General features: G+C 59.6%; 19 protein-coding genes, 6 tRNA genes and 1 pseudogene. 7 read left to right on the forward strand and 19 right to left on the reverse strand.

The features are described 5' to 3' along the window. Positions 1–15: 15 nt before the first annotated feature. The 4 genes from lpxK to RMV17_RS21695 form a co-directional block, all read right to left on the reverse strand. Positions 16–1,026 carry a tetraacyldisaccharide 4'-kinase gene (gene lpxK, locus RMV17_RS21680; RefSeq protein WP_311882461.1) on the reverse strand — a complete coding sequence of 337 codons (1,011 nt, stop codon included), beginning with the start codon at positions 1,024–1,026 and terminating at the stop codon, positions 16–18. After that, the gene (locus RMV17_RS21685; protein WP_007908223.1) at positions 1,026–1,454 is read right to left on the reverse strand and encodes an ExbD/TolR family protein; all 429 of its coding nucleotides are present in this window, start codon (positions 1,452–1,454) and stop codon (positions 1,026–1,028) included. The genes lpxK and RMV17_RS21685 overlap by 1 nt, the downstream gene beginning before the upstream one ends. Further along, positions 1,451–2,086 (reverse strand): MotA/TolQ/ExbB proton channel family protein, encoded by a 636-nt coding sequence (locus RMV17_RS21690; RefSeq protein ID WP_007908216.1) that lies wholly within the window; start codon positions 2,084–2,086, stop codon positions 1,451–1,453. Before RMV17_RS21690 ends, RMV17_RS21685 begins: the two co-directional genes overlap by 4 nt. A gap of 101 nt (positions 2,087–2,187) precedes the next feature. Beyond that, entirely contained in the window at positions 2,188–4,422 is a 2,235-nt protein-coding gene (locus tag RMV17_RS21695; protein WP_311882466.1) for a DNA internalization-related competence protein ComEC/Rec2, read from the reverse strand. Positions 4,423–4,558: 136 nt separating this feature from the next. On the opposite strand from RMV17_RS21695, the gene RMV17_RS21700 reads away from it, so the two are divergent. After that, positions 4,559–5,077, forward strand: coding sequence for a DUF2062 domain-containing protein (locus RMV17_RS21700; RefSeq protein ID WP_034155370.1), 519 nt, complete (start codon positions 4,559–4,561; stop codon positions 5,075–5,077). Between the two features lie 147 nt (positions 5,078–5,224). Here RMV17_RS21700 and RMV17_RS21705 read toward each other — a convergent pair whose 3' ends face one another. The 4 genes from RMV17_RS21705 to RMV17_RS21720 all read right to left on the reverse strand — a co-directional run bounded on the left by RMV17_RS21705 (position 5,225) and on the right by RMV17_RS21720 (position 8,383). Beyond that, positions 5,225–6,004 (reverse strand): ABC transporter permease, encoded by a 780-nt coding sequence (locus RMV17_RS21705; protein ID WP_008087860.1) that lies wholly within the window; start codon positions 6,002–6,004, stop codon positions 5,225–5,227. Next, the gene (locus RMV17_RS21710) at positions 6,001–6,933 is read right to left on the reverse strand and encodes an ABC transporter ATP-binding protein (protein WP_102900039.1); all 933 of its coding nucleotides are present in this window, start codon (positions 6,931–6,933) and stop codon (positions 6,001–6,003) included. Before RMV17_RS21710 ends, RMV17_RS21705 begins: the two co-directional genes overlap by 4 nt. A 123-nt stretch (positions 6,934–7,056) precedes the next feature. After that, entirely contained in the window at positions 7,057–7,680 is a 624-nt protein-coding gene (locus RMV17_RS21715; RefSeq protein WP_311882471.1) for a glutathione S-transferase, read from the reverse strand. Positions 7,681–7,723: 43 nt separating this feature from the next. Further along, positions 7,724–8,383, reverse strand: coding sequence for a transglutaminase family protein (locus RMV17_RS21720; RefSeq protein WP_311882473.1), 660 nt, complete (start codon positions 8,381–8,383; stop codon positions 7,724–7,726). A 249-nt stretch (positions 8,384–8,632) separates the two neighbouring features. Here RMV17_RS21720 and RMV17_RS21725 point away from each other — a divergent pair, with 249 nt between their 5' ends. Further along, positions 8,633–11,080, forward strand: coding sequence for an acyl-CoA dehydrogenase (locus tag RMV17_RS21725; protein WP_311882475.1), 2,448 nt, complete (start codon positions 8,633–8,635; stop codon positions 11,078–11,080). 74 nt (positions 11,081–11,154) lie between these two features. Next, positions 11,155–11,562: a PA2817 family protein gene (locus RMV17_RS21730; protein ID WP_007967565.1), complete on the forward strand. Its 408-nt coding sequence runs from the start codon at positions 11,155–11,157 to the stop codon at positions 11,560–11,562. A gap of 110 nt (positions 11,563–11,672) precedes the next feature. On the opposite strand, the gene RMV17_RS21735 is transcribed toward RMV17_RS21730, so the two are convergent. Beyond that, on the reverse strand, positions 11,673–12,671 hold the full coding sequence (locus tag RMV17_RS21735; protein ID WP_108226336.1) for a LysR family transcriptional regulator: 999 nt from the start codon (positions 12,669–12,671) through the stop codon (positions 11,673–11,675). A 90-nt stretch (positions 12,672–12,761) separates the two neighbouring features. Here RMV17_RS21735 and RMV17_RS21740 point away from each other — a divergent pair, with 90 nt between their 5' ends. From RMV17_RS21740 to RMV17_RS21750, 3 genes are all read left to right on the forward strand, one after another. After that, positions 12,762–13,388 (forward strand): alanyl-tRNA editing protein, encoded by a 627-nt coding sequence (locus RMV17_RS21740; RefSeq protein WP_311882478.1) that lies wholly within the window; start codon positions 12,762–12,764, stop codon positions 13,386–13,388. Between the two features lie 89 nt (positions 13,389–13,477). Further along, positions 13,478–14,248 (forward strand): 2OG-Fe(II) oxygenase, encoded by a 771-nt coding sequence (locus RMV17_RS21745; RefSeq protein WP_034155377.1) that lies wholly within the window; start codon positions 13,478–13,480, stop codon positions 14,246–14,248. 1 nt (position 14,249) lies between these two features. Beyond that, positions 14,250–14,888, forward strand: coding sequence for a LysE family translocator (locus RMV17_RS21750; RefSeq protein ID WP_034155378.1), 639 nt, complete (start codon positions 14,250–14,252; stop codon positions 14,886–14,888). A gap of 127 nt (positions 14,889–15,015) precedes the next feature. Here the strand turns inward: RMV17_RS21750 and RMV17_RS21755 are convergent. The 6 genes from RMV17_RS21755 to RMV17_RS21780 form a co-directional block, all read right to left on the reverse strand. Then, positions 15,016–15,091, reverse strand: a tRNA-Gly gene (locus RMV17_RS21755). Positions 15,092–15,093: 2 nt separating this feature from the next. Next, a tRNA-Glu gene (locus tag RMV17_RS21760) sits at positions 15,094–15,169 on the reverse strand. A gap of 57 nt (positions 15,170–15,226) precedes the next feature. Further along, positions 15,227–15,302, reverse strand: a tRNA-Gly gene (locus RMV17_RS21765). A 3-nt stretch (positions 15,303–15,305) separates the two neighbouring features. Next, positions 15,306–15,381, reverse strand: a tRNA-Glu gene (locus RMV17_RS21770). Positions 15,382–15,485: 104 nt separating this feature from the next. Then, a tRNA-Gly gene (locus RMV17_RS21775) sits at positions 15,486–15,561 on the reverse strand. Between the two features lie 2 nt (positions 15,562–15,563). Continuing rightward, positions 15,564–15,639: transfer RNA gene (locus RMV17_RS21780), tRNA-Glu, on the reverse strand. 383 nt (positions 15,640–16,022) lie between these two features. On the opposite strand from RMV17_RS21780, the gene RMV17_RS21785 reads away from it, so the two are divergent. Next, positions 16,023–16,781 carry a hypothetical protein gene (locus RMV17_RS21785; protein ID WP_034155379.1) on the forward strand — a complete coding sequence of 253 codons (759 nt, stop codon included), beginning with the start codon at positions 16,023–16,025 and terminating at the stop codon, positions 16,779–16,781. 676 nt (positions 16,782–17,457) lie between these two features. On the opposite strand, the gene RMV17_RS30170 is transcribed toward RMV17_RS21785, so the two are convergent. The 4 genes and pseudogenes from RMV17_RS30170 to RMV17_RS21800 all read right to left on the reverse strand — a co-directional run bounded on the left by RMV17_RS30170 (position 17,458) and on the right by RMV17_RS21800 (position 21,887). Beyond that, entirely contained in the window at positions 17,458–18,339 is an 882-nt protein-coding gene (locus tag RMV17_RS30170) for a methyl-accepting chemotaxis protein (protein WP_409373138.1), read from the reverse strand. A gap of 27 nt (positions 18,340–18,366) precedes the next feature. Further along, positions 18,367–19,641, reverse strand: a pseudogene (locus tag RMV17_RS30175) (methyl-accepting chemotaxis protein); the annotation flags it as partial. Continuing rightward, complete coding sequence (locus RMV17_RS21795) at positions 19,535–20,935, reverse strand: PLP-dependent aminotransferase family protein (protein ID WP_311882487.1); 1,401 nt, start codon at positions 20,933–20,935, stop codon at positions 19,535–19,537. The pseudogene RMV17_RS30175 and the gene RMV17_RS21795, both read right to left, overlap by 107 nt. Positions 20,936–21,125: 190 nt before the next feature. Then, on the reverse strand, positions 21,126–21,887 hold the full coding sequence (locus RMV17_RS21800; RefSeq protein ID WP_311882489.1) for an SDR family oxidoreductase: 762 nt from the start codon (positions 21,885–21,887) through the stop codon (positions 21,126–21,128). Positions 21,888–21,969: the final 82 nt, after the last annotated feature.

Genomic DNA, 21,969 nt, shown 5'->3' on the forward strand with positions numbered 1-21,969 from the left:
TCCCTGAGTAAAGAGTTAAGGCAAAAGACGATCCGGCAACAGGCGCATCAACTGCGTGTCGAACCAGGCCACAAAGGCCGGCGACGGCAGCGCATCAACAGCCAGATACCACCAGTCGGCAGCTGCGAAGGCACGGCACTTCACCGCGTCCTTTTCGGTCATCACCAATGGCAATGACGGTGTGAAATTCAAGGCCTGCACGCTGTATTCGGCGTGGTCGGCAAACGCGTGCGGCACTGCTCGCCAGTCTAGCGCTTCGAGGGTATTGAAGAAACGTTGCGGATTGCCGATCCCGGCGACGGCGTGCACGGCCTGGCCAGCGGGAAAGTGATCAAGGGGTTTACGCTCGCCGCTGCGCAGATTGACCAGTGCCGTCGGTTGCAGACGGAAAGCGAAACCGTCATCACGGTCTTCAGTCGCGCCATTGAACAGGATGCCGTCGACACTTTGCAGACGTTCGATCGGCTCACGCAACGGCCCCGCCGGCAAGCAGCGTTTGTTACCGAGACCGCGAGCGGCGTCGATCAGCACCAGCTCCAGATCCCGCGCCAGACGGTAATGCTGCATACCGTCATCGGAGAGGATCAGATCCAGCGGTTCGCTGGCGAGCAAGGCTTTGACGGCGGCGCTGCGATCCGGATCGATCATCAGCGGCACACCGGTGCGCTGGACGATCAGCAACGGTTCGTCACCGGCAATGTCAGCGGTTTGCTCGGCCTCAACACGCCATGGCAGTTGCGGCGGTTTGGCACCGTAACCACGACTGACCACGCCGACGCGCAAGCCGCTGCGCCGGCAATGTTCGATCAGCCAGAGAATCATCGGCGTCTTGCCGGTGCCCCCCACGGTGATGTTGCCGACCACGATCAACGGCACCGACGGCTGATAGATATCGCCTTCACCGTCGAGAAAACGTTGGCGTTTGTTGATCACCACGCGGCGGTACAACAACTCCAGCGGCCGCAGCAGCGTCAGGGCCGGATGCCCCTGATACCACGCGGTGAGCAAGCGATCGGACAGGCTCATCAGGATTTGGGCGCCGCCTCGACCGTGGTCATTCGCAGATGGCTGAAACCGAGCTTGCCGGCCGCGTCCATGGCGGTGATCACGGATTGATGCTGCGTCTTGCCGTCAGCACTGATCGACAACGGCATGTTGGTATCACCGTTGGACTCTTTCTGCATGGCTTCCATCAGGGTCGCCAGGTCGTTCTTCGGCAGAATCTTGTTGTTCACCGAAAATACGCCTTCAGCGCTGATGGCCACGTCGATCTGCTTGAGCTGCTGGTCTTCGGCGGGTGAGCCACTGACCGCTTCCGGCAAATCGACGCGCAGCTGGGTTTCGCGAGTGAACGTGGTGGTCACGACGAAAAACAGCAGCAGAATAAACACCACGTCGATCAGCGACGCGAGGTTGATGTCGATGGTTTCCCGAGGCTTGCGACGGAATTTCACGCGCGGCCCTCGGCCAGGTCGACGTCACGATCGCCCTGCACCACTTCAACCAGTTTGATCGCTTCCTGCTCCATGCCCACCACCAATTCATCGATGCGGCGTTGCAGGAAGCGGTGGAAGAACACCGCCGGAATACCGACCATCAGGCCCGCAGCGGTGGTGATCAGCGCTTTGGAAATACCACCGGCCAATACCGAGGCGTTGGTGGTCATGCCTGAGCCAGTGAAGGCGCTGAAAATGTCGATCATGCCTAACACGGTGCCCAGCAGACCGAGCAACGGCGACATGGCGGCAATCGTGCCTAGCGCGTTAACGTAGCGCTCGAGTTCGTGAATGACCCGGGCGGCGGCCTCTTCGATGCACTCTTTCATGATCTCGCGACCATGCTTGGAGTTGGCCAGACCGGCGGCGAGGATTTCCCCCAGCGGCGAATTGGCGCGCAACTCCTTGAGTTTTTCTTTATTGAGCTGCTTGTCCTTGATCCAGACCCAGACCTGGCCCAGCAGATGCTCGGGGGTGACGCGACTGGCGCGCAGGGTCCACAGGCGTTCGGCGACAATCGCCATGGCCGCGATGGAGCTCAGAATGATCGGCAACATCATCCAGCCGCCGGATTTGACCAATTCCCACACAGTGACAGTCCCCTCGAAAAAGTGCGCCACTTTACCATACCGATTGATGATTAAGACCCGCCGCCCCGACGACCGTGACGCCCCATTGCCCCACGTCCCGATCAGCGGGCCAGTGCGGGCGGATCACGCCAGAAACGCCGCTGATGACGCATCGTCCACGGCGCTTGGAAGCGACCCAGTTGTAGCTGAATGGCGCCCTGCTCGGCGCTGTCATAGATGCGCAGGCCTTGTTTGCGATAACGCGCCAGCACGGTCGGGTGTGGATGGCCGAAGGAATTGCCGTGGCCTCGGGAGATCAGCACGGACTCAGGCTTTAGCGCCTTGAGCAGCGCCATGGATGACGAACTGCGGCTGCCATGATGGGGCGCTTGCAGCCATTGCGTCGGCACGGCCAAAGGACTGTCGAGCAGAACGCGCTCGGCATGGACATCGATATCGCCGGTCAGCAGCAGTCGCTCGCCATTGGCCTCGATCTGCAACACGCAGGAGCGCTGGTTACTGTCCTGGGCGTCCGCCCACATCCACAGTTGAAAACGCACGCCGTCCCATTGCCATTGCTGGCCGCTCTCGCAGGCTTCAGCATTCAATTCAGCAGGTAGCCCCGGCGGATCGCCGCTGAGTACCCGCGCGACCGGCATACCCCGCGCAATCGCCAGCGCACCGCCGGCATGATCGGCGTCGGCGTGACTGAGCAGCATCAGATCGAGATTGTCCACGCTGAGTTTGCGCAAGGCCGGTAGCACCACGCGTTCACCGAGATCGAAATCGCCAAAACGCGGGCCGGCGTCGTAGAGCAGCGTGTGATGCCGGGTTCGGATCAGGATTGCCAGGCCCTGCCCGACATCGATCTGCCAAACATCGGCCAATCCCTCGTCCAATCGCTCGCGCGGCGGTACCACTAGAATCAGCAGCAACGGCCAGCCCAGTGGGCGCAGCGGCACGCCGCGGGGCAATAGCAACAGCAAGGCACCGAGACTGCCGAGAATCCACACCCAGCTCGATATCGACGGCGCTGTCCATGCAGGCCATTGCCCGGCAATCAGCGCCAGTGTGCGAAACAGCCAATCGATCAAGCCGCCGGCCAGCCACAGCAGTCCTTCGCCGACATACGGCACTGGCAGCAATAAAGTCCCGAGGAGTGCCGGCGGCAGCGCCACCAGACTGATCCAAGGCACCGCGAGCAAATTTGCCAGTGGCCCGCTCAAACTGATCGGCAGGTTCAGCGCAATCAGTACCGGGCATAAACCGATGGCAATCAACCACTGCGCCCGCGTCCAGGTTTGCCACCAACGCCACGCGCCCAGTCGACCGCCAAATGTGAAGATCAACACTGCAACAGCCGTAAAGGACAACCAGAAACCGGGGCGCAGACTGGCCAGCGGATCGAGCAAGAGCACCGCATTGAACGCCAGCAACAACGGCCACCACGCACCGAGATGAAGAAAGCGCAGGCGCCACAACAGCACCAGACCGACCATCACGCAGGCGCGCTGTACCGGCACGTCGAATCCGGCGAGCAGGCCATAACCGAGCGCCGCCGCAAATGCCAGACCACAGGCCCACGGCAGCCAGGGCCAGCGCAGCGGCCACAGGCCAAAACGGGCCAATCCGGCGACCAGCATGTACATCACCGCCGCCAGCAACCCGATGTGCTGACCGGAAATCACCAGCAAGTGCACGGTGCCGGTGTCCTGCAGAATCTGCCAATCCTCACGACTGAGTCCCGAACCGTCGCCCAGCACCAGCGCCGCCAGTGCGCCGCTTCGCCCCTGCGCATCCACGCTCAGCAAACGCTGACGAATACTGTCGCGCCAGGCCCAGCGCGCTTCGCTCAGACGTTGGCCGTCCTTGATCGTGCCGGTGGCGCCGATGCGTTGCGCCAGCAGCCACGCCTCATAATCGAAAGCGTCCGGATTGCGTAAACCAGCCGCACGCTTGAGTTTGACCGCCAATCGCCAACGCTCGCCGCTGTTGACCGGTGGCCCGCCGTACCAGGCAAGCCGCACCAGCGATGGCAGTTCTTCGTGACGCGAGCGCGCATCAGCCAGTTCGAAACGCACCACGCCGTCGCTGTTCTGCGGCAAACCGACGACCCGTCCTTCGAGCCAGCGGGTTTCGCCATCCAGTTCAGTCGGCAAACAATCATTCAACGCCCATTGCGCACCGACGCTGGCCCAAGTGAAACCCAACAGCAAAAACGCCAACGGATAGCTGCGAAACGGCAGCAACATCAAAGCCGCCACCGGCAGCAACAGCATCAACCAGACCGGCGGTAATGCCGGCATAAAAACCGGGGCCAGCAGACCGACTGCCAGCGCCATCATCCCTGTGCGCATAAGCCCGTCCTTGAGAGTCCCGTACTTAGGCATAGCGGGTGTCGGGCACGGACGTCGTCAACAATTGTCACAAAGTCTGAATGGGCGCTTCGTAGAATCCAGACATACTTGCCGCCTTAACCGACCGAGAAGCCTTATGCCCCGGCGCTTATTCAAACGTTACATGCCCGACCCGACGAGCATCAGGGAACACAAATCCTTACGCTTTCTCGGCAAGTTGCTGCATGACCCGAACCTCTGGCATCTCAATCGTCACTCGGTCGCCCGGGCGATGGCGGTCGGCCTGTTCGCCGCGTTCCTGCCGATTCCGGCGCAGATGCTGGTGGCCGCCGCTCTCGCCGTCACGGTGCGGGGGAACATGCCGATTGCGGTCAGTCTGGTGTGGCTGACCAACCCGATCACCATGCCGGCGGTGTTCTTCTGCACGTATCAGGCCGGCGCGTTTTTGATGGATGTGCCTGCCCGGCATCTGCCGGACGAGTTGACCTGGGAGTGGATCAGCGGCGAGTTGTCGACGTTGTGGCAGCCGTTTCTGCTCGGCTCGGTGGTGGTGGGACTGGTACTCGGCGCCCTCGCCTACTGCATTGTGATGATGTATTGGCGCTGGTGGGTGGCGCGGCAATGGGCGCGGCGCAAGAAAAACCGCATGCGCTGAATGCAAAACGGCCTCCGCAATGGGAGGCCGTTTTGATTTGTGGCGTCTGCATTCGCGAGCAAGCTCGCTCCCACACTGGATCTTTGTTGTGCCGAAGATCCCCTGTGGGAGCGAGCTTGCTCGCGAAGCAGTCGACTCGGTCTGGAATCAGGTCCGCATCCCGCGCCCACTCACCAGCAACCGCGCGCAACCGAGGTAGAGCACAACGGTCGCCACCAGCATAAAGGTGATCGCGATGCCGATCTTGATATCCGACACACCCAGAATGCCGTAACGGAAGGCGTTGACCATGTGCAGCACCGGGTTGGCCAGCGACACGGTCTGCCAGAACGGCGGCAGCAAGGTGATCGAATAAAACACCCCACCCAGGTACGTCAGCGGCGTCAGCACAAAGGTCGGGATGATCGAAATATCATCGAAGTTGCGCGCAAACACCGCGTTGATGAAGCCCAGCAGCGAGAAAATCGTCGCCGTCAGCACCACCACCAGAATGGTCACCCCGAGGTGATGCACCTGCAAATGGGTGAAGAACAGCGACAGAATCGTCACGATCACGCCGACCATCAGCCCACGCAACACGCCGCCAATGGTGAAGCCGATCAGAATCGTGTGCGGCGACACCGGCGACACCATCAGCTCTTCGATGGAGCGCTGGAACTTGCTGCCGAAGAAACTCGAGACCACGTTGCCGTAGGAGTTGGTGATCACCGACATCATGATCAGCCCCGGCACGATGTACTCCATGTAAGTGAAGCCACCCATGTCGCCGATTTGCCGACCGATCAGGTTACCGAAGATCACGAAGTACAGAACCATGGTGATCGCAGGCGGCAGCAGCGTCTGCGGCCAGATCCGCGTGAAGCGTTTGACCTCGCGGTAAACAATGGTTTGCAGGGCGACGAGGTTGGGACGGAATTCGGAACTCATACCGCCACCTTCGACAGATTTTTCTCCACCAGGGACACGAACAGCTCCTCGAGGCGATTGGTTTTGTTACGCAGGCTCAGCACTTCGATGTTCTGCTGTGCCAACTGGGTGAACAACGCCGTGATGCCCATGGATTTGTCGACCTGGACTTCCAGGGTGTGACCGTCGATCAACCGGGCGGGGTAGCCGAGCAATTGCGGCGCGGCGTGCAAGTCGTTTTTCAGGTCCAGCAAGAAGGTTTCCACGTGCAACTGGCCCAGCAGTTGTTTCATGCTGGTGTTCTCGACGATGGTGCCGTGGTCGATGATGCCGATGTTGCGGCACAACTGCTCAGCCTCCTCCAGATAATGCGTGGTGAGGATGATGGTGATGCCTTTCTGGTTCAGCTCGGTGAGGAACGTCCACATCGAGCGACGCAGTTCGATGTCGACGCCTGCGGTCGGTTCATCGAGGATCAAAAGACGCGGTTCATGCACCAGCGCACGGGCAATCATCAGACGCCGCTTCATACCACCGGACAACGAACGCGACGGCACATCGCGCTTGTCCCACAGGCCCAGTTGAGTGAGGTACTGCTCGGCGCGTTCCTTGGCGATCTTCGCCGGAATGCCGTAGTAACCGGCCTGAGTGACGACGATGTCGAAGGTCTTTTCAAACTGGTTGAAGTTGAATTCCTGCGGCACCACGCCGATCGAGCGCTTGAGCTGCGCAGGATTCTTGTCCAGGTCATGACCGAAGATATTCACCGTGCCGCTAGTCTTGTTGACCAGGGTCGAGAGAATGCCGATGGTCGTGGATTTGCCGGCACCGTTCGGGCCGAGCAAGGCGAAAAAGTCACCTTCGGCGACGTCCAGATCGATACCACTCAAGGCCTGGAACCCGTTGCCGTAGGTTTTGGTTAGCTGCCGGATGGACAGAGCGGAACTCATATCTGATTTACGCACCATTGAAGGAAAAAAGGAGACGGCGGCGAAGGGTCGAACCGCAGCGCAAGTGCGCAATGGTGCTTGCCGCCGCCGTACAAGTACAGTCAAGTGTGTCGATAGTAGGTATTAAGTCAACGCGGTCATGACGGCTTTCTGGTAGGCCGGACGCTGCTTCAGGCGCTCGTACCAGGCTTGGAGATGAGGTTGCGGGGCGCGTTCGATGGGCATCTCGAACCAGGCATAAATGAAACTGCCGAGCGGAATATCGCCCATGCCGATGTCTTGTCCGGAGAGATATGGCTGACTGGCCAAGGCCTGGTCGGCCATGCTCAGCAACTCATTGCATTCCTTGATCGCGGCGTTGATCGCGGCCCAGTCCTGTTTGTCCGCCGGTGTGCGCAACACGCCCCAGAACACCGTCCGGAAGGGACCGGCAAAACTCGACGTGGTCCAGTCCATCCACTTGTCAGCGATGGCGCGTGCTTGCGGATCCGCCGAATACCAATGGCTGTCGAGGGCATGTCTGGCCAGCAGATAGCGAACGATGGCGTTGGATTCCCAGAGTACAAAACCGTCGTCCTCAATCACCGGCACCCGCCCGTTCGGGTTCATCGCCCGGTACTCGGGTGTGTCGACCACGCCGAATGCGCCACCGGCATCGATCGCCTCGTAGGCCAGGCCGAGCTCTTCAGCAGCCCACAACGGCTTCCTGACATTCGATGAGTTTTTCCGTCCCCAAATCTTCAGCATGACCGCCTCTTTTCAAATGAGTGGGCAGGCAGCATACGCCGGATCAGGTACGGCTCAAATCACTCTGCATATCGCCCAGCAGTTGCGGCTGCAGATCAGTGAACAGATGCGGATAGCACTTTTGCAGATGTTCGAAGAAGAAGGTTTCCGGCACATCGGCGAATTGGCCGTGGTCGACCAAATACTCCATCAGTTGCGCGCCGTCACGGTTGAACGGGTGAAAAACGCTGTCGTTGATGCCGTCGAACTCCAGCGGCGCGACGTTGAACAACTCGCAAAGCTTCTGATTGAACGCCGGCGTGGCTTTGACCCAGCGTCCATTGAGGAACAGCTCGGTGTAACCGTGCATGGCGAACATGTCGCTCTTCAGCAATTCAAGCAGGCGCGGGGTCGACAGGTGATTGCGCACATCGGCCAGACCGATACGCGCCGGGATCCCGCAATGCCGCGCGCAACCGGCGAGCAGCGTGGCTTTGGGCACGCAATAACTCTCCCCCGTCGCCAATGCATAACTGCCACACAAGGTCTGCGGGTCTCGGCTGAAGGTGTAGGGGTTGTAGCGCACCGCCTCACGCACCGCGTAATAAAGATGGATCGCCTGCTCGAGCGGATCGCGGCTGGCGCCCCGATGTTGTTCGGCGAACTCCACCACCGCCGGGTGGTCACTATCGATGAAGCGGCCGGACCTCAGATACTCGTGCATGACGACAATCTCCTTGGGTAAGCCCCGAGTCTAGCGACAGCGTCAGCACAGAGATAACGACGTTTCGGCCAAACTTGGACGCAAAGACGCGGGATCAGCGAACGATTTCCCACACGTGTTGCCCACCGAACCTACGAAAACCATCCGGGGTTTCCCACGATTTCAATCACCTTGGTCTGACCACCCGGTTTTACAGATGCCGTCTAAGCTCTGGAGGGTCGATTTGCCTTGGTTCACGGAGGACTGAATATGCTGTTGTTGTGGATACTGGTTTTGATCGTTGGTGTGGCGTATCTCGCCCACCGGCGTACTGCCCCGCTGCCCGCGTTGGGCATCGTGGCCGTCTACCTGCTGGCGATGGGTATTTTCAGTCACGCGCCGGGCTGGTTGTTGCTGGTGTTCTGGGTGCTGCTGGCGGTGGTCGCTGCACCGTTGCTGCTGCCCGACCTGCGCCGCAAACATTTCACGGCGCCGCTGTTCAGCTGGTTCCAGAAAACCCTGCCGCCGATGTCGCAGACCGAACGCGACGCGATCGATGCCGGTACCGTCTGGTGGGATGGCGAGCTGTTCAGCGGTCGTCCGGACTGGGACAAACTGCTGGCCTATCCCAAGGCGCAACTGAGCGAAGAAGAACAGGCGTTCATTGACGGCCCGACCGAGGAACTCTGTGCCATGGTCACCGACTGGCAGATCGGCCAGTCGATGGACCTGCCGGCCGAAGCCTGGGCACATATCAAGGAACACGGTTTCTTCGCCCTGATCATCCCGAAAGAATTTGGCGGCAAAGGCTTTTCGGCTTACGCCCACTCACAGGTGGCGATGAAACTCGCTACCCGTAGCGGTGACCTCGCCTCCACCGTCATGGTGCCCAACTCCCTCGGCCCGGCCGAACTGCTGCTGCATTACGGCACCGACGAACAACGCAATCACTACCTGCCACGGCTGGCCCGTGGCGATGACATCCCGTGCTTCGCCCTCACCGGTCCGCTCGCCGGTTCCGATGCCGGAGCGATGCCCGACACCGGGATCATCTGCAAAGGCCAATGGGAAGGTCAGGAAGTCATCGGTCTGCGCCTGAACTGGGAAAAACGCTACATCACCCTCGGCCCGGTCGCTACCCTCCTCGGCCTGGCTTTCAAGGCCTACGACCCGGAACATCTGCTCGGTGACAAGGAAGACCTTGGCATCAGCCTCGCGCTGATTCCGACCGACACCGCAGGCGTGGAAATCGGCCGTCGTCACTTGCCACTGGGTGCAGCATTCATGAACGGCCCGAACTCGGGCAAAGACGTGTTTATCCCGCTGGACTTCCTCATTGGTGGTCAGGAAATGCTCGGCAAGGGCTGGATGATGCTGATGAACTGCCTGTCGGTCGGCCGTTCGATCTCGTTGCCGGCGGTCGGCACTGGCGCCGCCAAGTTCACCAGTCTGGTCACCGGTCAGTACGCGCAGATTCGTGAGCAGTTCAACGTGCCGCTATCGGCGTTCGAAGGTATTCAGGAGGCCATGGCGCGCATCGGCGGCAACGCGTGGATGATGGACGCGGCGCGGATGCTCACCGCCAACGCAGTGGACCTCGGCGAGAAACCGTCGGTGCTGTCGGCGATCCTCAAGTACCACCTCACCGAGCGCGGCCGCGAGTGCATCAGCCACGCCATGGATGTGCATGGCGGCAAGGCGATCATCATGGGCCCGAACAACTACCTCGGGCGCAGCTGGAACGGTGCACCGATCTTCATCACCGTGGAAGGTGCGAACATCCTGTCGCGCAACCTGATGATCTTCGGTCAGGGCGCGATTCGTTGCCATCCATTCGTGCTGAAGGAAATGGCTCTGGCCGGTCGCGAAGACAAGGATCAGGCCCTGAAAGAGTTCGATGGCCTGCTGCTCAAGCACATTGGTTTCGCCGTGAGCAATGCCGCCAGCACGCTGGTGTTGAACCTCGGTTTCGGCCACTTCGAACATGCGCCGGGCGACAAGATCAGCCAGGGTTATTTCCGCGCGCTCAACCGTCAGGCAGCGGCGTTCGCCATGCTCGCCGACTTCAGCATGATGCTGCTCGGCGGCGAGTTGAAACGTCGCGAACGCCTATCGGCACGCTTGGGTGATGTGCTGAGCAATCTGTATCTGGCCTCTGCCGCACTCAAGCGTTACCACGACCTGGATTCGCCGGCGTACATGGAACCGCTGTTCCGTTGGGCGATGGAAGAAAGCCTCGGCCAATCGGAACGGGCGCTGGATGAATTGCTGCGCAACTTCCCGAACAAAGTGTTTGGCTGTCTGTTGCGCGCCATCGTCTTCCCGTTTGGTCGTCGTCACAAAGGCCCGTCGGACAAACTCGGTGCCGAAGTGGCCGGCGTCATTGGTCGCGCCAAGGGCGATCCGGCGCTGGAAGAGCTGCTTGCCGGTTGCTATCGCCCGCAATCGGCAGATGATGCGGTCGGGGCATTGCAACACGCCAGCGATCTGCTGAATGCCGCGCAGCCGTTACACAAAAAACTGCACACCTCGCTGAAAAGCGGTCAGGTCAAACCGGTCGCGGGTGAACACGCCATCGATGCGGCGCTGGAGGCCGGGGTGTTGCAACCGGTGGAAGCGCAAAGCCTGCGCGATGCCGAAGCAGCGCGACGCAAGGTGATCGATGTCGATGATTTCGACAAAGAGGAGCTGGCGCTCGCAGAGGGCAAAGTGCGCTGATCCTGACAACCATGTCCAAGAGGGCGCAGGAGCTTTATACTCCCGCGCCCGTTTTGCTCTTGAGGACTTATCTCGTGTCCAACGTCGTTGCCGATCATCTTGTGTTGCTCGACCACCTGCGCAGTATCCTGGTCGCCGTAGGTGAGGCCGAACAGGTTCCCGAAGAAAGCCATGCCCTGTTCCTGGAGCGCTTCGACGAACTGTTGGCATCGCTGCCGATCGATCCGATCGAAAGCCAGTACCTGGGCCAGGACATCCTGACTCAAGTGATTACTCGTTATCCGCAAATCGCCCACCTGATCCCGCGCGATCTGCTGTGGTTCTTCGCCGGTGACTGCCTGCATTACTTGTCCGATGAAGAGATCGACCTTTATCAGGCACTGGAAGAGCGTCGCTACGAAGCCGAACAGAACGATGAACCGTTCGACTGGAACCAGGAAAAACAGCTGCTGGCGATGTCCGCTCAGGACAGCAAGCACTGATACAACTGGTTGGGTGAAGGTCAAAAGATCGCAGCCTTCGGCAGCTCCTACAGTGGACTCACGCAATCCTCTGTAGGAGCTGCCGCAGGCTGCGATCTTTTGTTTTTGCGCTACAACAACCCTTCACTTTCGGGCAATTCATACGCCATCGCCGCGTTGCTTTCCCCCACTGATTTGCCGGGCTTGCTCAAGGTCGGCTCTTTTTCCAGACACTCCACCAGATAGTCGATAAACACCCGCAACTTCGGTGGCAGATAGCGTGTGGGCGAGTGCAGCAACCACAATCCGCCGTGATAGGACGCGAGGAACGTCCAGTCCGGCAACACCTGCACCACCAACTTTTGCTCAAGCGCGTAACGGGCGGTGAAATACGGCAGGCTGCCGATGCCGATGTGCTGCAACACCGCGCCCAGCCGCACGCCGGTGTGATTGGCGGCATAGCGACCACGCACCCCTACCGTCACCGCCTTACTGCCCTTCTTGAATTTCCAGCGCGCATCGCTCGGGGTTTCCCCCAGATAAATACAACTGTGATTGAGCAAATCATGCGGGTGAGTCGGTGTGCCGTGCTCGGCCAGGTACTGCGGCGTGGCACAGAGCAAGTGGTCGATGGTCAGCAATTGCCGCCCGACCAGCCCGGCCGGTGGTCGATCCGTAATACGAATGGCCAGATCGACATGGTCGTCGATCAAATCGACCTGACGATCCTCCAGCAACAACTCGACATCGACCTTGGGATAACGCCGCAAAAACTCGGGCATGTGCGGATGAATCACGAAGCGCCCCACTGCTTTCGGCACGCTGACGCGCACCAGCCCCTCCGCTTCGTGAGTGAACTGGCCACTGATTTCCATCACCGACTTGGCTGCGCTGACCATTTCCTGGCAGCGCTTGAACACCTCCTCGCCGCCGTCACTCAAGCGCAGTTTGCGCGTGGTGCGCTGCAAGAGCCGCGTGGCCAAGGCTTTTTCCAGCCGCGAAATACTGCGGCTCACCGCTGAGGGCGATGAACCCAATTGCCGAGCCGCTTCAGAGAAGCTGCCGGTCTCCACGACCTTGACGAAAATCGCCATTTCACCGAGCAACGGTAGCGGCAGATTGATGCTCACAGCGCACAAGTCCTTTGATGTTTGAACGGATTATCACGTTATTGCACGATTCATATAATAAAAACAGAAACTTTAATAAGGGCATGGAATATGACGCTTCGCCTCTTTTTCCATAGTGATGACCTCAAGGCTAATGTGGAAGTCCTCGACTGCACGCCCCAAGAGAACGAATTCGCCGTGGTCTTGCGCGCCACGCTGTTTCACCCGCAGGGCGGTGGTCAGCCGTGCGATACCGGCTGGATCGGCGAAAGCCAGGTACTGCGTGTGGTGCAGGAACCAGACCGGATCATTCATTTTGTTGACCGGCCGGTGGCGCTCGGCATGACCTGTATCCGCATCGACGAACAGCGCCGAAACTTCAATACGCGGATGCATTCAGCCGGCCACTTGATCGGACATTTCGTGCAGGCGCTGGGCTGGATACCGATCAAGGCACATCACTGGCCGGATGAAGGTCGAGTGCAATTCAAACCCGGCGATGCCGCGCAGGAAGTCGACGTCGAGACCGTTCAAACCGGTATCGAGCAGTGGATCGAGTCCGACCTGCCGCGCCTGACCTCGCTGCGCGAAGGTGCGCGGGAAATCGGTTTTGGTGAACTGCCCGCCTACGGCTGCGGTGGCACCCATGTACGCAGCCTGAAGGATCTGGGCACAGTCACGATCGCGTCCCTTTCGCAGAAGAAGGGCACGCTGTCCGTCCACTACAACGTGGATTGAGCATTTCGGACGCTGCCTCGCGCAACGTCCGACGCCGGGGAACCGCATTCGCAGGTTCCGTTGACTATCGATAGATGGACCTAAAAAAAATGATGCTAGACGTCGAGCGTCTCGATGAGACGTGCATAAAAAAACTGGCCAACGAAGAAGTCCTCGCCATCCGCGTCAAAGGCTTTTTGCCTGAGCCGCTGGCCGTTCAGATTGGCGACAAGATTCTCGCTCCAGGCTTTGAGGGCTACATCAACGCACCGAGTATCGGTCGCATCGGCATGGCTTTCTACGAGGCGGAAAACCAGCCGCTGCTGATCGAGGACTACTTCGAACGCGCCACCAGCAACATCGCTGAACTGCGTAATCGCTGCGCGCCCTACTCTTCACCGATCGACACCTTGCGCTGCATGCTCGACGAGTCCTGGCCGGCGGGCGCACACCTGGAAAACCTCTACGGCCGGAAAATGTATGTCGGCCTTTCGCGCGTGGTGAAACCCGGCGTGTGCTTCCTCGCCCATCACGACATCTTCGCCAAGGACGCCCCGGACAGCTTCCAGGCCCGCAGTCTGGAGGCGCAGTTCGCCTGCAACGTCTATCTGAACATGCCGACCGAGGGCGGTGCCCTGCAGATGTGGGACGACGACATCAGCCCGGATCAATTCGATGAAATGCGTGGCGACAGTTATGGCATCGAACCGGCGCTGCTCGGCCCTCCAGCACTCGAAGTGAGACCGCAACCCGGCGATTTCATCATGTTCAATTCGCGTCGTATGCACTCGGTGACCCCGGGTGTGGCCGATCCGCGTTTGAGCCTTTCCTTTTTTGTCGGCTATCGCGGCAATGCTTCACCCCTGACCTACTGGAGCTGAGATGTATTCGAATTATCTGGGCGAGTTTCTGGCGCTGGCAACCATTCACTTTCTGGCCGTGGTGGCTCCCGGCCCGGACTTCGCGGTCACTATTCGCCAAAGCGTACGATTCGGCCGACTGGTGGGGATCTGCACGGCGCTGGGGATCGGCGCGGGGATTTCCGTGCACGTGCTCTACACACTGCTGGGGGTCGGGGCGTTGATGCACACCACCCCGTGGTTGCTGACCGTGGCCAAAGTGGTTGGCGGTGCTTACATCCTGTATTTGGGTGTCAGCCTGTTGCGCAGCAAACCCAAATCGGCCATTGAAGGTGAGAAAACCAGCGAGGAACCGGTGGTTGAACAAACGCTGTTCAAAGCATTCAGTACCGGTTTTCTGACCAATGCGACCAACCCCAAGGCCACGCTGTTTTTCCTGGCCATTTTCACAACGATCATCAGCGCCGAAACACCTCTGCAAATCCAGGCGTTCTATGGTTTGTGGATGTGTTTTGTAAACGCGCTTTGGTTCGTGATCGTGGCGCTGTTTTTCTCAAGCAACAAAGTACGCCTGCTGTTCATGCGCATGGGGCATTGGTTCGAGCGCACCATGGGTGTGGTGCTGATCCTGTTTGCCGGTCGCTTGATGCTGTCGTGGTAAGCAGTCGCAAAAACGCAAAAAAGGCCCGCCGAATCACTTCGGCGGGCCTTTTCTTTTATGCCCGATGACACGACCACAAATCGCGCATACAAAAACGCCGCTCTGTTGAGCGGCGTTTTTGTGAATATGGAGCGGGAAACGAGACTCGAACTCGCGACCCCGACCTTGGCAAGGTCGTGCTCTACCAACTGAGCTATTCCCGCAATGGCGTCCCCTAGGGGACTCGAACCCCTGTTACCGCCGTGAAAGGGCGGTGTCCTAGGCCACTAGACGAAGGGGACACAGGCTACAACTTTCACTAATAAAAACGCCGCTCACTGAGCGGCGTTTTTAGAATTTGGAGCGGGAAACGAGACTCGAACTCGCGACCCCGACCTTGGCAAGGTCGTGCTCTACCAACTGAGCTATTCCCGCAAATGGCGTCCCCTAGGGGACTCGAACCCCTGTTACCGCCGTGAAAGGGCGGTGTCCTAGGCCACTAGACGAAGGGGACACGCTACCCGGAACACATGGTGTGTGTTTCGGTGTCCAGATCCTTGCCCGAAGACTTGGTTCTGGTTTCACTCAGCACCGCCCGAAAGCGCTACTGTTTAAAATTGGAGCGGGAAACGAGACTCGAACTCGCGACCCCGACCTTGGCAAGGTCGTGCTCTACCAACTGAGCTATTCCCGCATTGGCGTCCCCTAGGGGACTCGAACCCCTGTTACCGCCGTGAAAGGGCGGTGTCCTAGGCCACTAGACGAAGGGGACACACTACAACATTCACTCCCTGCCGCGCTTCGCTGTGTGCTTTACGCTGCAAGTGGCGCGCATTCTATGGATGGATTGAGAGGTCGTCAACCCCTTGATATAAATTTATTTAAATCAATGACTTCGACCTGCTTTACGGCAGCAATCAGGCTTTTCCGTCGCCCGACGATTGACGCCTATATTCCGCCACTCGCCAAGACGCTATAGTCCACCCACAGTGATGGCAATCTGCACCCGCAGAGCCAGCATTCATATAAGCAGCGTGCGGCCGATACAGATTGAACCTGCCGATCCAACTCGTCGAGCGGCGCTAGGCGGCTAAATGCCCAGCCACTACACTCGCATGCGAACCCTATAAAGAGGTCTTACCGGTGACACCACTCATGATCACCCTGCTAGTCATAGCCGGGATCGCAATTCTGATCGCCATTGGCTACATGAACCATGTGGTGGAAAACAACAAACTGGAGAAGGCCCGCACCAAGGTCGAACTCAACGACCGCCTGCGTCGCTGCGGCGAACTGACCGAAACCTTCCCGGGCCAGTTCATGACCCCGGCACTCAAGCTGCTGCTGACCCGTCTGGAGCTGAACGTCTGCCAGCGCCTGCTGAACCTGGAAAAAACCAGCGTCACTACCAAAGCGCGCATCACCGAACTCAGCGCCCTGGTCGCCCAAGGTGAATCGATCCCGGTCAACAACCCACCGGCGCCGATCCTGACCGAAGCCAAAGCCAAAGACGTGCGCTTCCTGCTCGAAGCCCTCCACGGCCAAATCACCCGCGCCGCCCACGATGGTTTCCTGCCACCAAACGAAGCCAAGCACTGGATCCGCGAAGTCCGCCACATTCTGGTGCTGCTGCACATCGAATTCTTCAACAACCTCGGCCAACAGTCCCTGCAACAAAACCAGCCCGGCCAGGCCCGCCTCGCCTTCGAACGCGGCGTGCAATACCTGCGCAAACAGCAGGATCCGCAGATCTACGCAGAACAACTGCAATACCTGGAAAAACTCCTGGCTCGCGCCAACGCCCAGGTCATGGACAAGATTGCACCGGTTGAAGGTGAAGAGAACCAACTGACCGCCGGCCTGAAAGATGTAGAGGCCGATGCCGACTGGAAGAAGAAAGTGATTTACGACTGATTGCAGTTGTTGCGAGAGAAGCCACCGAAAGGTGGCTTTTTTGTGGGCTCGCAGGAGTGAATCCGATACAAAACCGGTGAATGTGAGGAGGCCTTCGCGAGCAAGCTCGCTCCCACAGTTTTGAATGAGTGTATTCAGATAGAGATTGGCCGGCTGTCAGGTCGCCATCGCTGGCAAGCCAGCTCCCACAGGGTTTAAGTACATCCGGCAGAGATGAGCTGGCTGCAAGACCGCGATCGCGAGCAGGCTCACTCCTACAGAAAAGCAAAAGCAACGCCCACCTCACAACCGCATCTGCTTCTCACCACTCAACAGGATGAGCGTTAGCTCGGCTGCAGCTCTTGATCTTGATCCACGGGCGACGTCGGAAGGCTGAGTGGAGGGATTGATCCGGGTGTGGGAGCGCAGCGACCGTTTGGCGCAGCCAAACACAGCGAGAGGAGGTGCAGCGAAGCAAACCGTAGGCGCTGCGCCCGGATCGATCCCGGAGCGAAGGAACCCCGAGCCCCAGCGAGCGGGCCGTACGTCGGAGCAAGCGTTTTTGGTTACTTTTGAGGCGTTTGTCAAAAGTGACCCGCCGTAAGGGCGGAACCGCCAGCCGCAACACCCGAAGCAACGGATATTCCCCCAAACCACCCACAACATGGTCGGCCCAAAGGCCGCCAAGCCCAAAGCGTCAAAGCCGAAAATGCCCAACCATCCCACGCAACTCCCCCCCCAACTGCGCCAGCTCAACACTCGAAGCCGCATTCCCGCGCATCGCGATCGACGACTGATCCGCACTCGCGCGAATACTCGTCACACTGCGATTGATCTCCTCCGCCACCGAACTCTGCTCCTCGGCCGCCGCCGCAATCTGCTGATTCATCTGCTGAATCAACGACACCGCCGCCGCAATACTCCCCAGCGCACTCTCGGTCTGCAACGCATCACTGACCGCCAGCTTCACCAACTCCCCGCTGCTCTGAATCTGCTGCACCGAGGAATGCGCCGCCGAGCGCAGAGCACTGACCAGCCGTTCAATTTCCTCAGTCGATTGCTGCGTGCGCCGCGCCAGTGCGCGCACCTCATCGGCCACCACCGCAAAGCCCCTGCCCTGCTCACCGGCCCGGGCCGCCTCGATCGCGGCATTCAGCGCCAGTAAATTGGTTTGCTCAGCGACGCTTTTGATCACCCCCAGCACCGTGCCGATATTCTGGATTTCCGCACTGAGGCTTTCGATGCTCGAACTGGCCGACGTCGCCGAATCAGCTAATTGCTCGATCCGCGCCATGCTCTGGCGCACCACCTGCTGACCACTCTCGACCTTGTCATCCGCCGTCTGCGCGGCCAGCGCCGCCTCTTCAGCATTGCGCGCCACGTCATGCACAGTAGCGGTCATCTGGTTCATCGCCGTGGCAACCTGCTCGGTTTCTTCCTTCTGGCTGTTGACCTCAAGGTTGGTCTGTTCAGTGACCGCCGACAACGATTGCGCTGAACTGGCCAGTTGCTCGATCCCCGCCTGCAAACCACTGACGATCGTGCTCAGACCCGCGCCCATCTGTTGCATCGCCAGCATCAACTGACCGATCTCGTCGCGACGGGTCACCTCCACAGTCGCACTCAAGTCGCCGGCGGCAATCTGTTGCGCGACCTGAATCACGCTGCGCAATGGCGCGACGATAAGTCGGGTGATCAGCCACGCGGCAAGCAATCCCACCAACAAAGCCAGTGCCGATGAACCAACGATCAACAGCGAGTTTTTCTTCAGTTCCACCTGCATCGCGCCATCTTCAGCGACATAAGCCTGATTCACGCGCTCGACCACTTCATTCGCGCGCTGGTGCAATTGCTCGTAGACGGTTTTTTCCTGCGCGAGCAATCCGGTGTACTCGGCCAATTTGTCGTTGAAACCGGCGATGTGCCCCGACACCTCATTGAGCACGGTCAGATACCCCTCGTCCTTGACCGTGGTTTTCAGTTCTTCGGCCTGCGCCTGGGCCTGTGCGGCCTGTTCGATATTGCCCTTGCCAGCACTGTCGGCATCGCCCTTGCGGCTTTGATCGAGGCGAATCCGAGCTTCGTTCATCGCTTGCAGCATCAAGCGCGAAACCTGACTGACCTGACTGGCCTGCTCGATGAACTGCGCGCCGTCCTTGCCCTCAGTGTCCTTCAAGGTATACGCGCCGTCATCGGCGAGCCCGGCCTGCAATACGTCAAGATTGTTGGCCACACTGGACACCGACCAACTGGCCATTTCCAGCGCGAGGTCCTTGGTCTGAGTCAACGACACAAACTCGTCGAACGCCTTGCGATAAGCGCCGAGCGACTGCTGCACATCATTCATGACCGGCACATTGGCCGCCGACTGCGCTTTGAGCTGATCAGCCAGAGCAACCAGTTCGTCGACGCCCTTACGCAGGGCATCGGCCGTCTTCGGATCGCCCCGCAACGCATATTCCTGCTCGAGCAGGCGCACTTTGAGCAGGCCACTGTTAAGCGAGGACATCTGTTTCAGACCATCGAAACGCTGACTGATGGTTTGCAGGGACCACACGCCGATGGCCGCCACCAGCGCGGTCAGCAGCAAAACCAGCACAAACCCGATACCCAGTTTTTTCGCCATACCGAGGTTGGCAAAACGTCCTTGCATGGCCGAAATCATTGCGCGTAGTCCCCTGCCATTGTCAGTAGAGCGAAGAGTCGCAACGGCCATCCACCGGCACAAGTCTCTGGCGTCGGAATAATGGCAAAAAGCTACGCCCGCGTCGTTTTCAGAACGCTTGAGGTCGATCCGAACCGGTGTGGCGAAAAAACTGCCGGGCGCGTGGATCACACGCGTAGGCAACGTTGATGCGCAGCCAATCACCCGGCTCGCCATTGGGGCTGAATGCATCAGGCGCTGACAGCAACACGCCGCAGCGTTGAGCCTGCCGACGCACCCGAATCTGATCAGTCATGCGCGAGCGCGCCCAGATGAACAAGCCACCCGCAGGCTTGCCGAAAACCTCCCAATCGGCGTCCTCCAACGCCTGCAACGCGGCCGCGCGATCGGCATTCAGGCGTTGACGCTGGCGCTGCACCAGTTTGCGGTAAGCGCCGCTGACCATCAGGCTGGCCAGCACGGCCTCGGTAAACCTCGAAGCGCCCAGGCCGCTGATCATTTTGACCTGCGCCAGCCGCCTGACAATTTCGCTGTCGGCGAAGACGAACCCGACCCGCAAGGCACTGCTCAGCGTCTTGGAAAAACTGCCCACGTAAATGACTCGCCCCTCATCATCCAGAGCCGCCAGGCGCGTGCCGTTGCCGGTGTGCAAATCTGCGTAGACATCGTCTTCGATCACGCGCAAATCGTAGGTCTTGCTCAGTTGCAGGATGCGTTGCGCTACGCTCGGCGACAGGCAACTGCCGGTGGGGTTGTGATGATGGCTGTTGATGAACAATGCGCCGGGGCGAAACTGTTGCAGCAACGCCTCCAGCGCTTCGATATCCGGCCCGTTCGGGGTTCGGCGCACCTCGAGCATGTGCACGCCATGCAGGCGCAGGAGATCGAACAGCGGCGCGTACCCCGGCGTTTCGACCACCACGCAGTCTCCGGCCTTGAGCAAGGTGCGCACGATCAGATCAAGCGCATGGCTGGCACCGCAGGTACTCAGCAGTTGAGAACTGCGGGCCTCGATACTGAACAGCTTCAGGCGTTTGACGATCTGCTCGCGCAACGCCGGAAGCCCCAAGGGCGTGCTGTAGTTGAACAGGCTGGCCATGTCGGTACGCGCTACCTCGCGCAGGGCATAACTGAGGTCGTCAGGCTCGCGCCAGCTTTGCGGCAGTCCGCCCGCGCCAAGCTTCAAGCCACCCGCGGCCTCGCAGACGGCATCGCACCAGGCAAACCGGCCTTCGAATGGCGCCAGTTCATCCTCTGCGCCGAGTGTCGACGGCGAGGCGGCGACACTGAACCCGGTGCCTTGGCATGAGCTCAGAACGCCCTGCGATACCAGCCGTTCACACGCTTCGACCACACTCGACTGACTGAGCAGATTGCCCCGGGCGATTTGCCGCACGGACGGCAAACGGGTGGCCGGCGGTACGCCACTTTGCAGGATCCACTCGGTCAGTCCGTCAACAATCTGCTGCACGACCGGCACCATTGCCTGTCGATCAATTCTCAATTCCATGAGCAAGCAAACTCCTGTCCGTTTTGCTGGCGGCAGTAAATCACAGCCGCGCCGGACAGGCTGTGCGACAACGCCGCCAAAAGCGACCGTTCTAACCGTTTGATACACATTGTTTAAGGGACTTCACGGAACTGACCGTGCCCTACAAAAAAGCCCGCAACGAATGCGGGCTGTTTTTAATGCGCTTTTTTCAGAATGCGGTGACGCCGCCGTCGACTGCCAGCGAGTGGCCGGTGGTGAATGCTGCACCGTCGCTGCACAGGTACAACACGGCACTGGCGATTTCTTCGACTTTGCCGATGCGCCCCACCGGGTGCATGGCGTTGGCAAACTCGCCTTTCTTCGGATCGGCCTCATAAGCGCGGCGGAACATGTCGGTATCGATCACCGCCGGACACACAGCGTTGACGCGGATTTTCTTCTTCGCGTATTCGATGGCTGCCGATTTGGTCAGACCGATCACCGCGTGCTTCGACGCCGCGTAGATGCTCATCTTCGGTGCCGCGCCGAGTCCCGCCACCGAGGCGGTATTGACGATCGCCCCGCCACCCTGCGCCAGCAACAGTGGCAGTTGATACTTCATGCATAGCCAGACGCCTTTGACGTTGACGCCCATGATTGCGTCGAACTCATCCATCGAGCCTTCGGCCAGTTTGCCTTTTTCAATTTCGATGCCGGCATTGTTGAAGGCATAGTCCAGACGGCCGTAGGTATTGATGACCTCGTCCATCAGATTTTTCACTTCGCTTTCGACGGTCACGTTGCAGCGCACGAAGGTCGCTTCGCCGCCGGCTGTACGAATCAGCGCCACCGTGCCCTCGCCCCCTGCCACGTCCAGGTCGGCGACCACCACTTTCAGGCCTTCGGCGGCGAACGCCTGAGCGGTCGCACGGCCGATGCCGTTGGCCGCGCCAGTGACTACAGCAACCTGACCGGAAAACGTCATGCTCATTGTTATGTCCTCAAAGGGCTAGATGCAGGGGATTTGTAGAACGGCAGCATAGCCACTGAGGTCTGCCGAGCGTCAGCACTAT

It is taken from the genome of Pseudomonas sp. VD-NE ins, assembly GCF_031882575.1.
Lineage (GTDB): Bacteria > Pseudomonadota > Gammaproteobacteria > Pseudomonadales > Pseudomonadaceae > Aquipseudomonas > Aquipseudomonas fluorescens_BZ.

Coding starts and splice junctions, on each gene's coding strand:
- lpxK (WP_311882461.1), bottom strand. CDS start 1,026: ATGAGCCTGTCCGATCGCTTGCTCACCGCGTGGTATCAGGGGCATCCG.
- RMV17_RS21695 (WP_311882466.1), bottom strand. CDS start 4,422: ATGCGCACAGGGATGATGGCGCTGGCAGTCGGTCTGCTGGCCCCGGTT.
- RMV17_RS21700 (WP_034155370.1), top strand. CDS start 4,559: ATGCCCCGGCGCTTATTCAAACGTTACATGCCCGACCCGACGAGCATC.
- RMV17_RS21705 (WP_008087860.1), bottom strand. CDS start 6,004: ATGAGTTCCGAATTCCGTCCCAACCTCGTCGCCCTGCAAACCATTGTT.
- RMV17_RS21710 (WP_102900039.1), bottom strand. CDS start 6,933: ATGAGTTCCGCTCTGTCCATCCGGCAGCTAACCAAAACCTACGGCAAC.
- RMV17_RS21715 (WP_311882471.1), bottom strand. CDS start 7,680: ATGCTGAAGATTTGGGGACGGAAAAACTCATCGAATGTCAGGAAGCCG.
- RMV17_RS21720 (WP_311882473.1), bottom strand. CDS start 8,383: ATGCACGAGTATCTGAGGTCCGGCCGCTTCATCGATAGTGACCACCCG.
- RMV17_RS21725 (WP_311882475.1), top strand. CDS start 8,633: ATGCTGTTGTTGTGGATACTGGTTTTGATCGTTGGTGTGGCGTATCTC.
- RMV17_RS21740 (WP_311882478.1), top strand. CDS start 12,762: ATGACGCTTCGCCTCTTTTTCCATAGTGATGACCTCAAGGCTAATGTG.
- RMV17_RS21745 (WP_034155377.1), top strand. CDS start 13,478: ATGATGCTAGACGTCGAGCGTCTCGATGAGACGTGCATAAAAAAACTG.
- RMV17_RS21750 (WP_034155378.1), top strand. CDS start 14,250: ATGTATTCGAATTATCTGGGCGAGTTTCTGGCGCTGGCAACCATTCAC.
- RMV17_RS21785 (WP_034155379.1), top strand. CDS start 16,023: ATGATCACCCTGCTAGTCATAGCCGGGATCGCAATTCTGATCGCCATT.
- RMV17_RS30170 (WP_409373138.1), bottom strand. CDS start 18,339: ATGCTGGCGATGCAACAGATGGGCGCGGGTCTGAGCACGATCGTCAGT.
- RMV17_RS21795 (WP_311882487.1), bottom strand. CDS start 20,935: ATGGAATTGAGAATTGATCGACAGGCAATGGTGCCGGTCGTGCAGCAG.
- RMV17_RS21800 (WP_311882489.1), bottom strand. CDS start 21,887: ATGAGCATGACGTTTTCCGGTCAGGTTGCTGTAGTCACTGGCGCGGCC.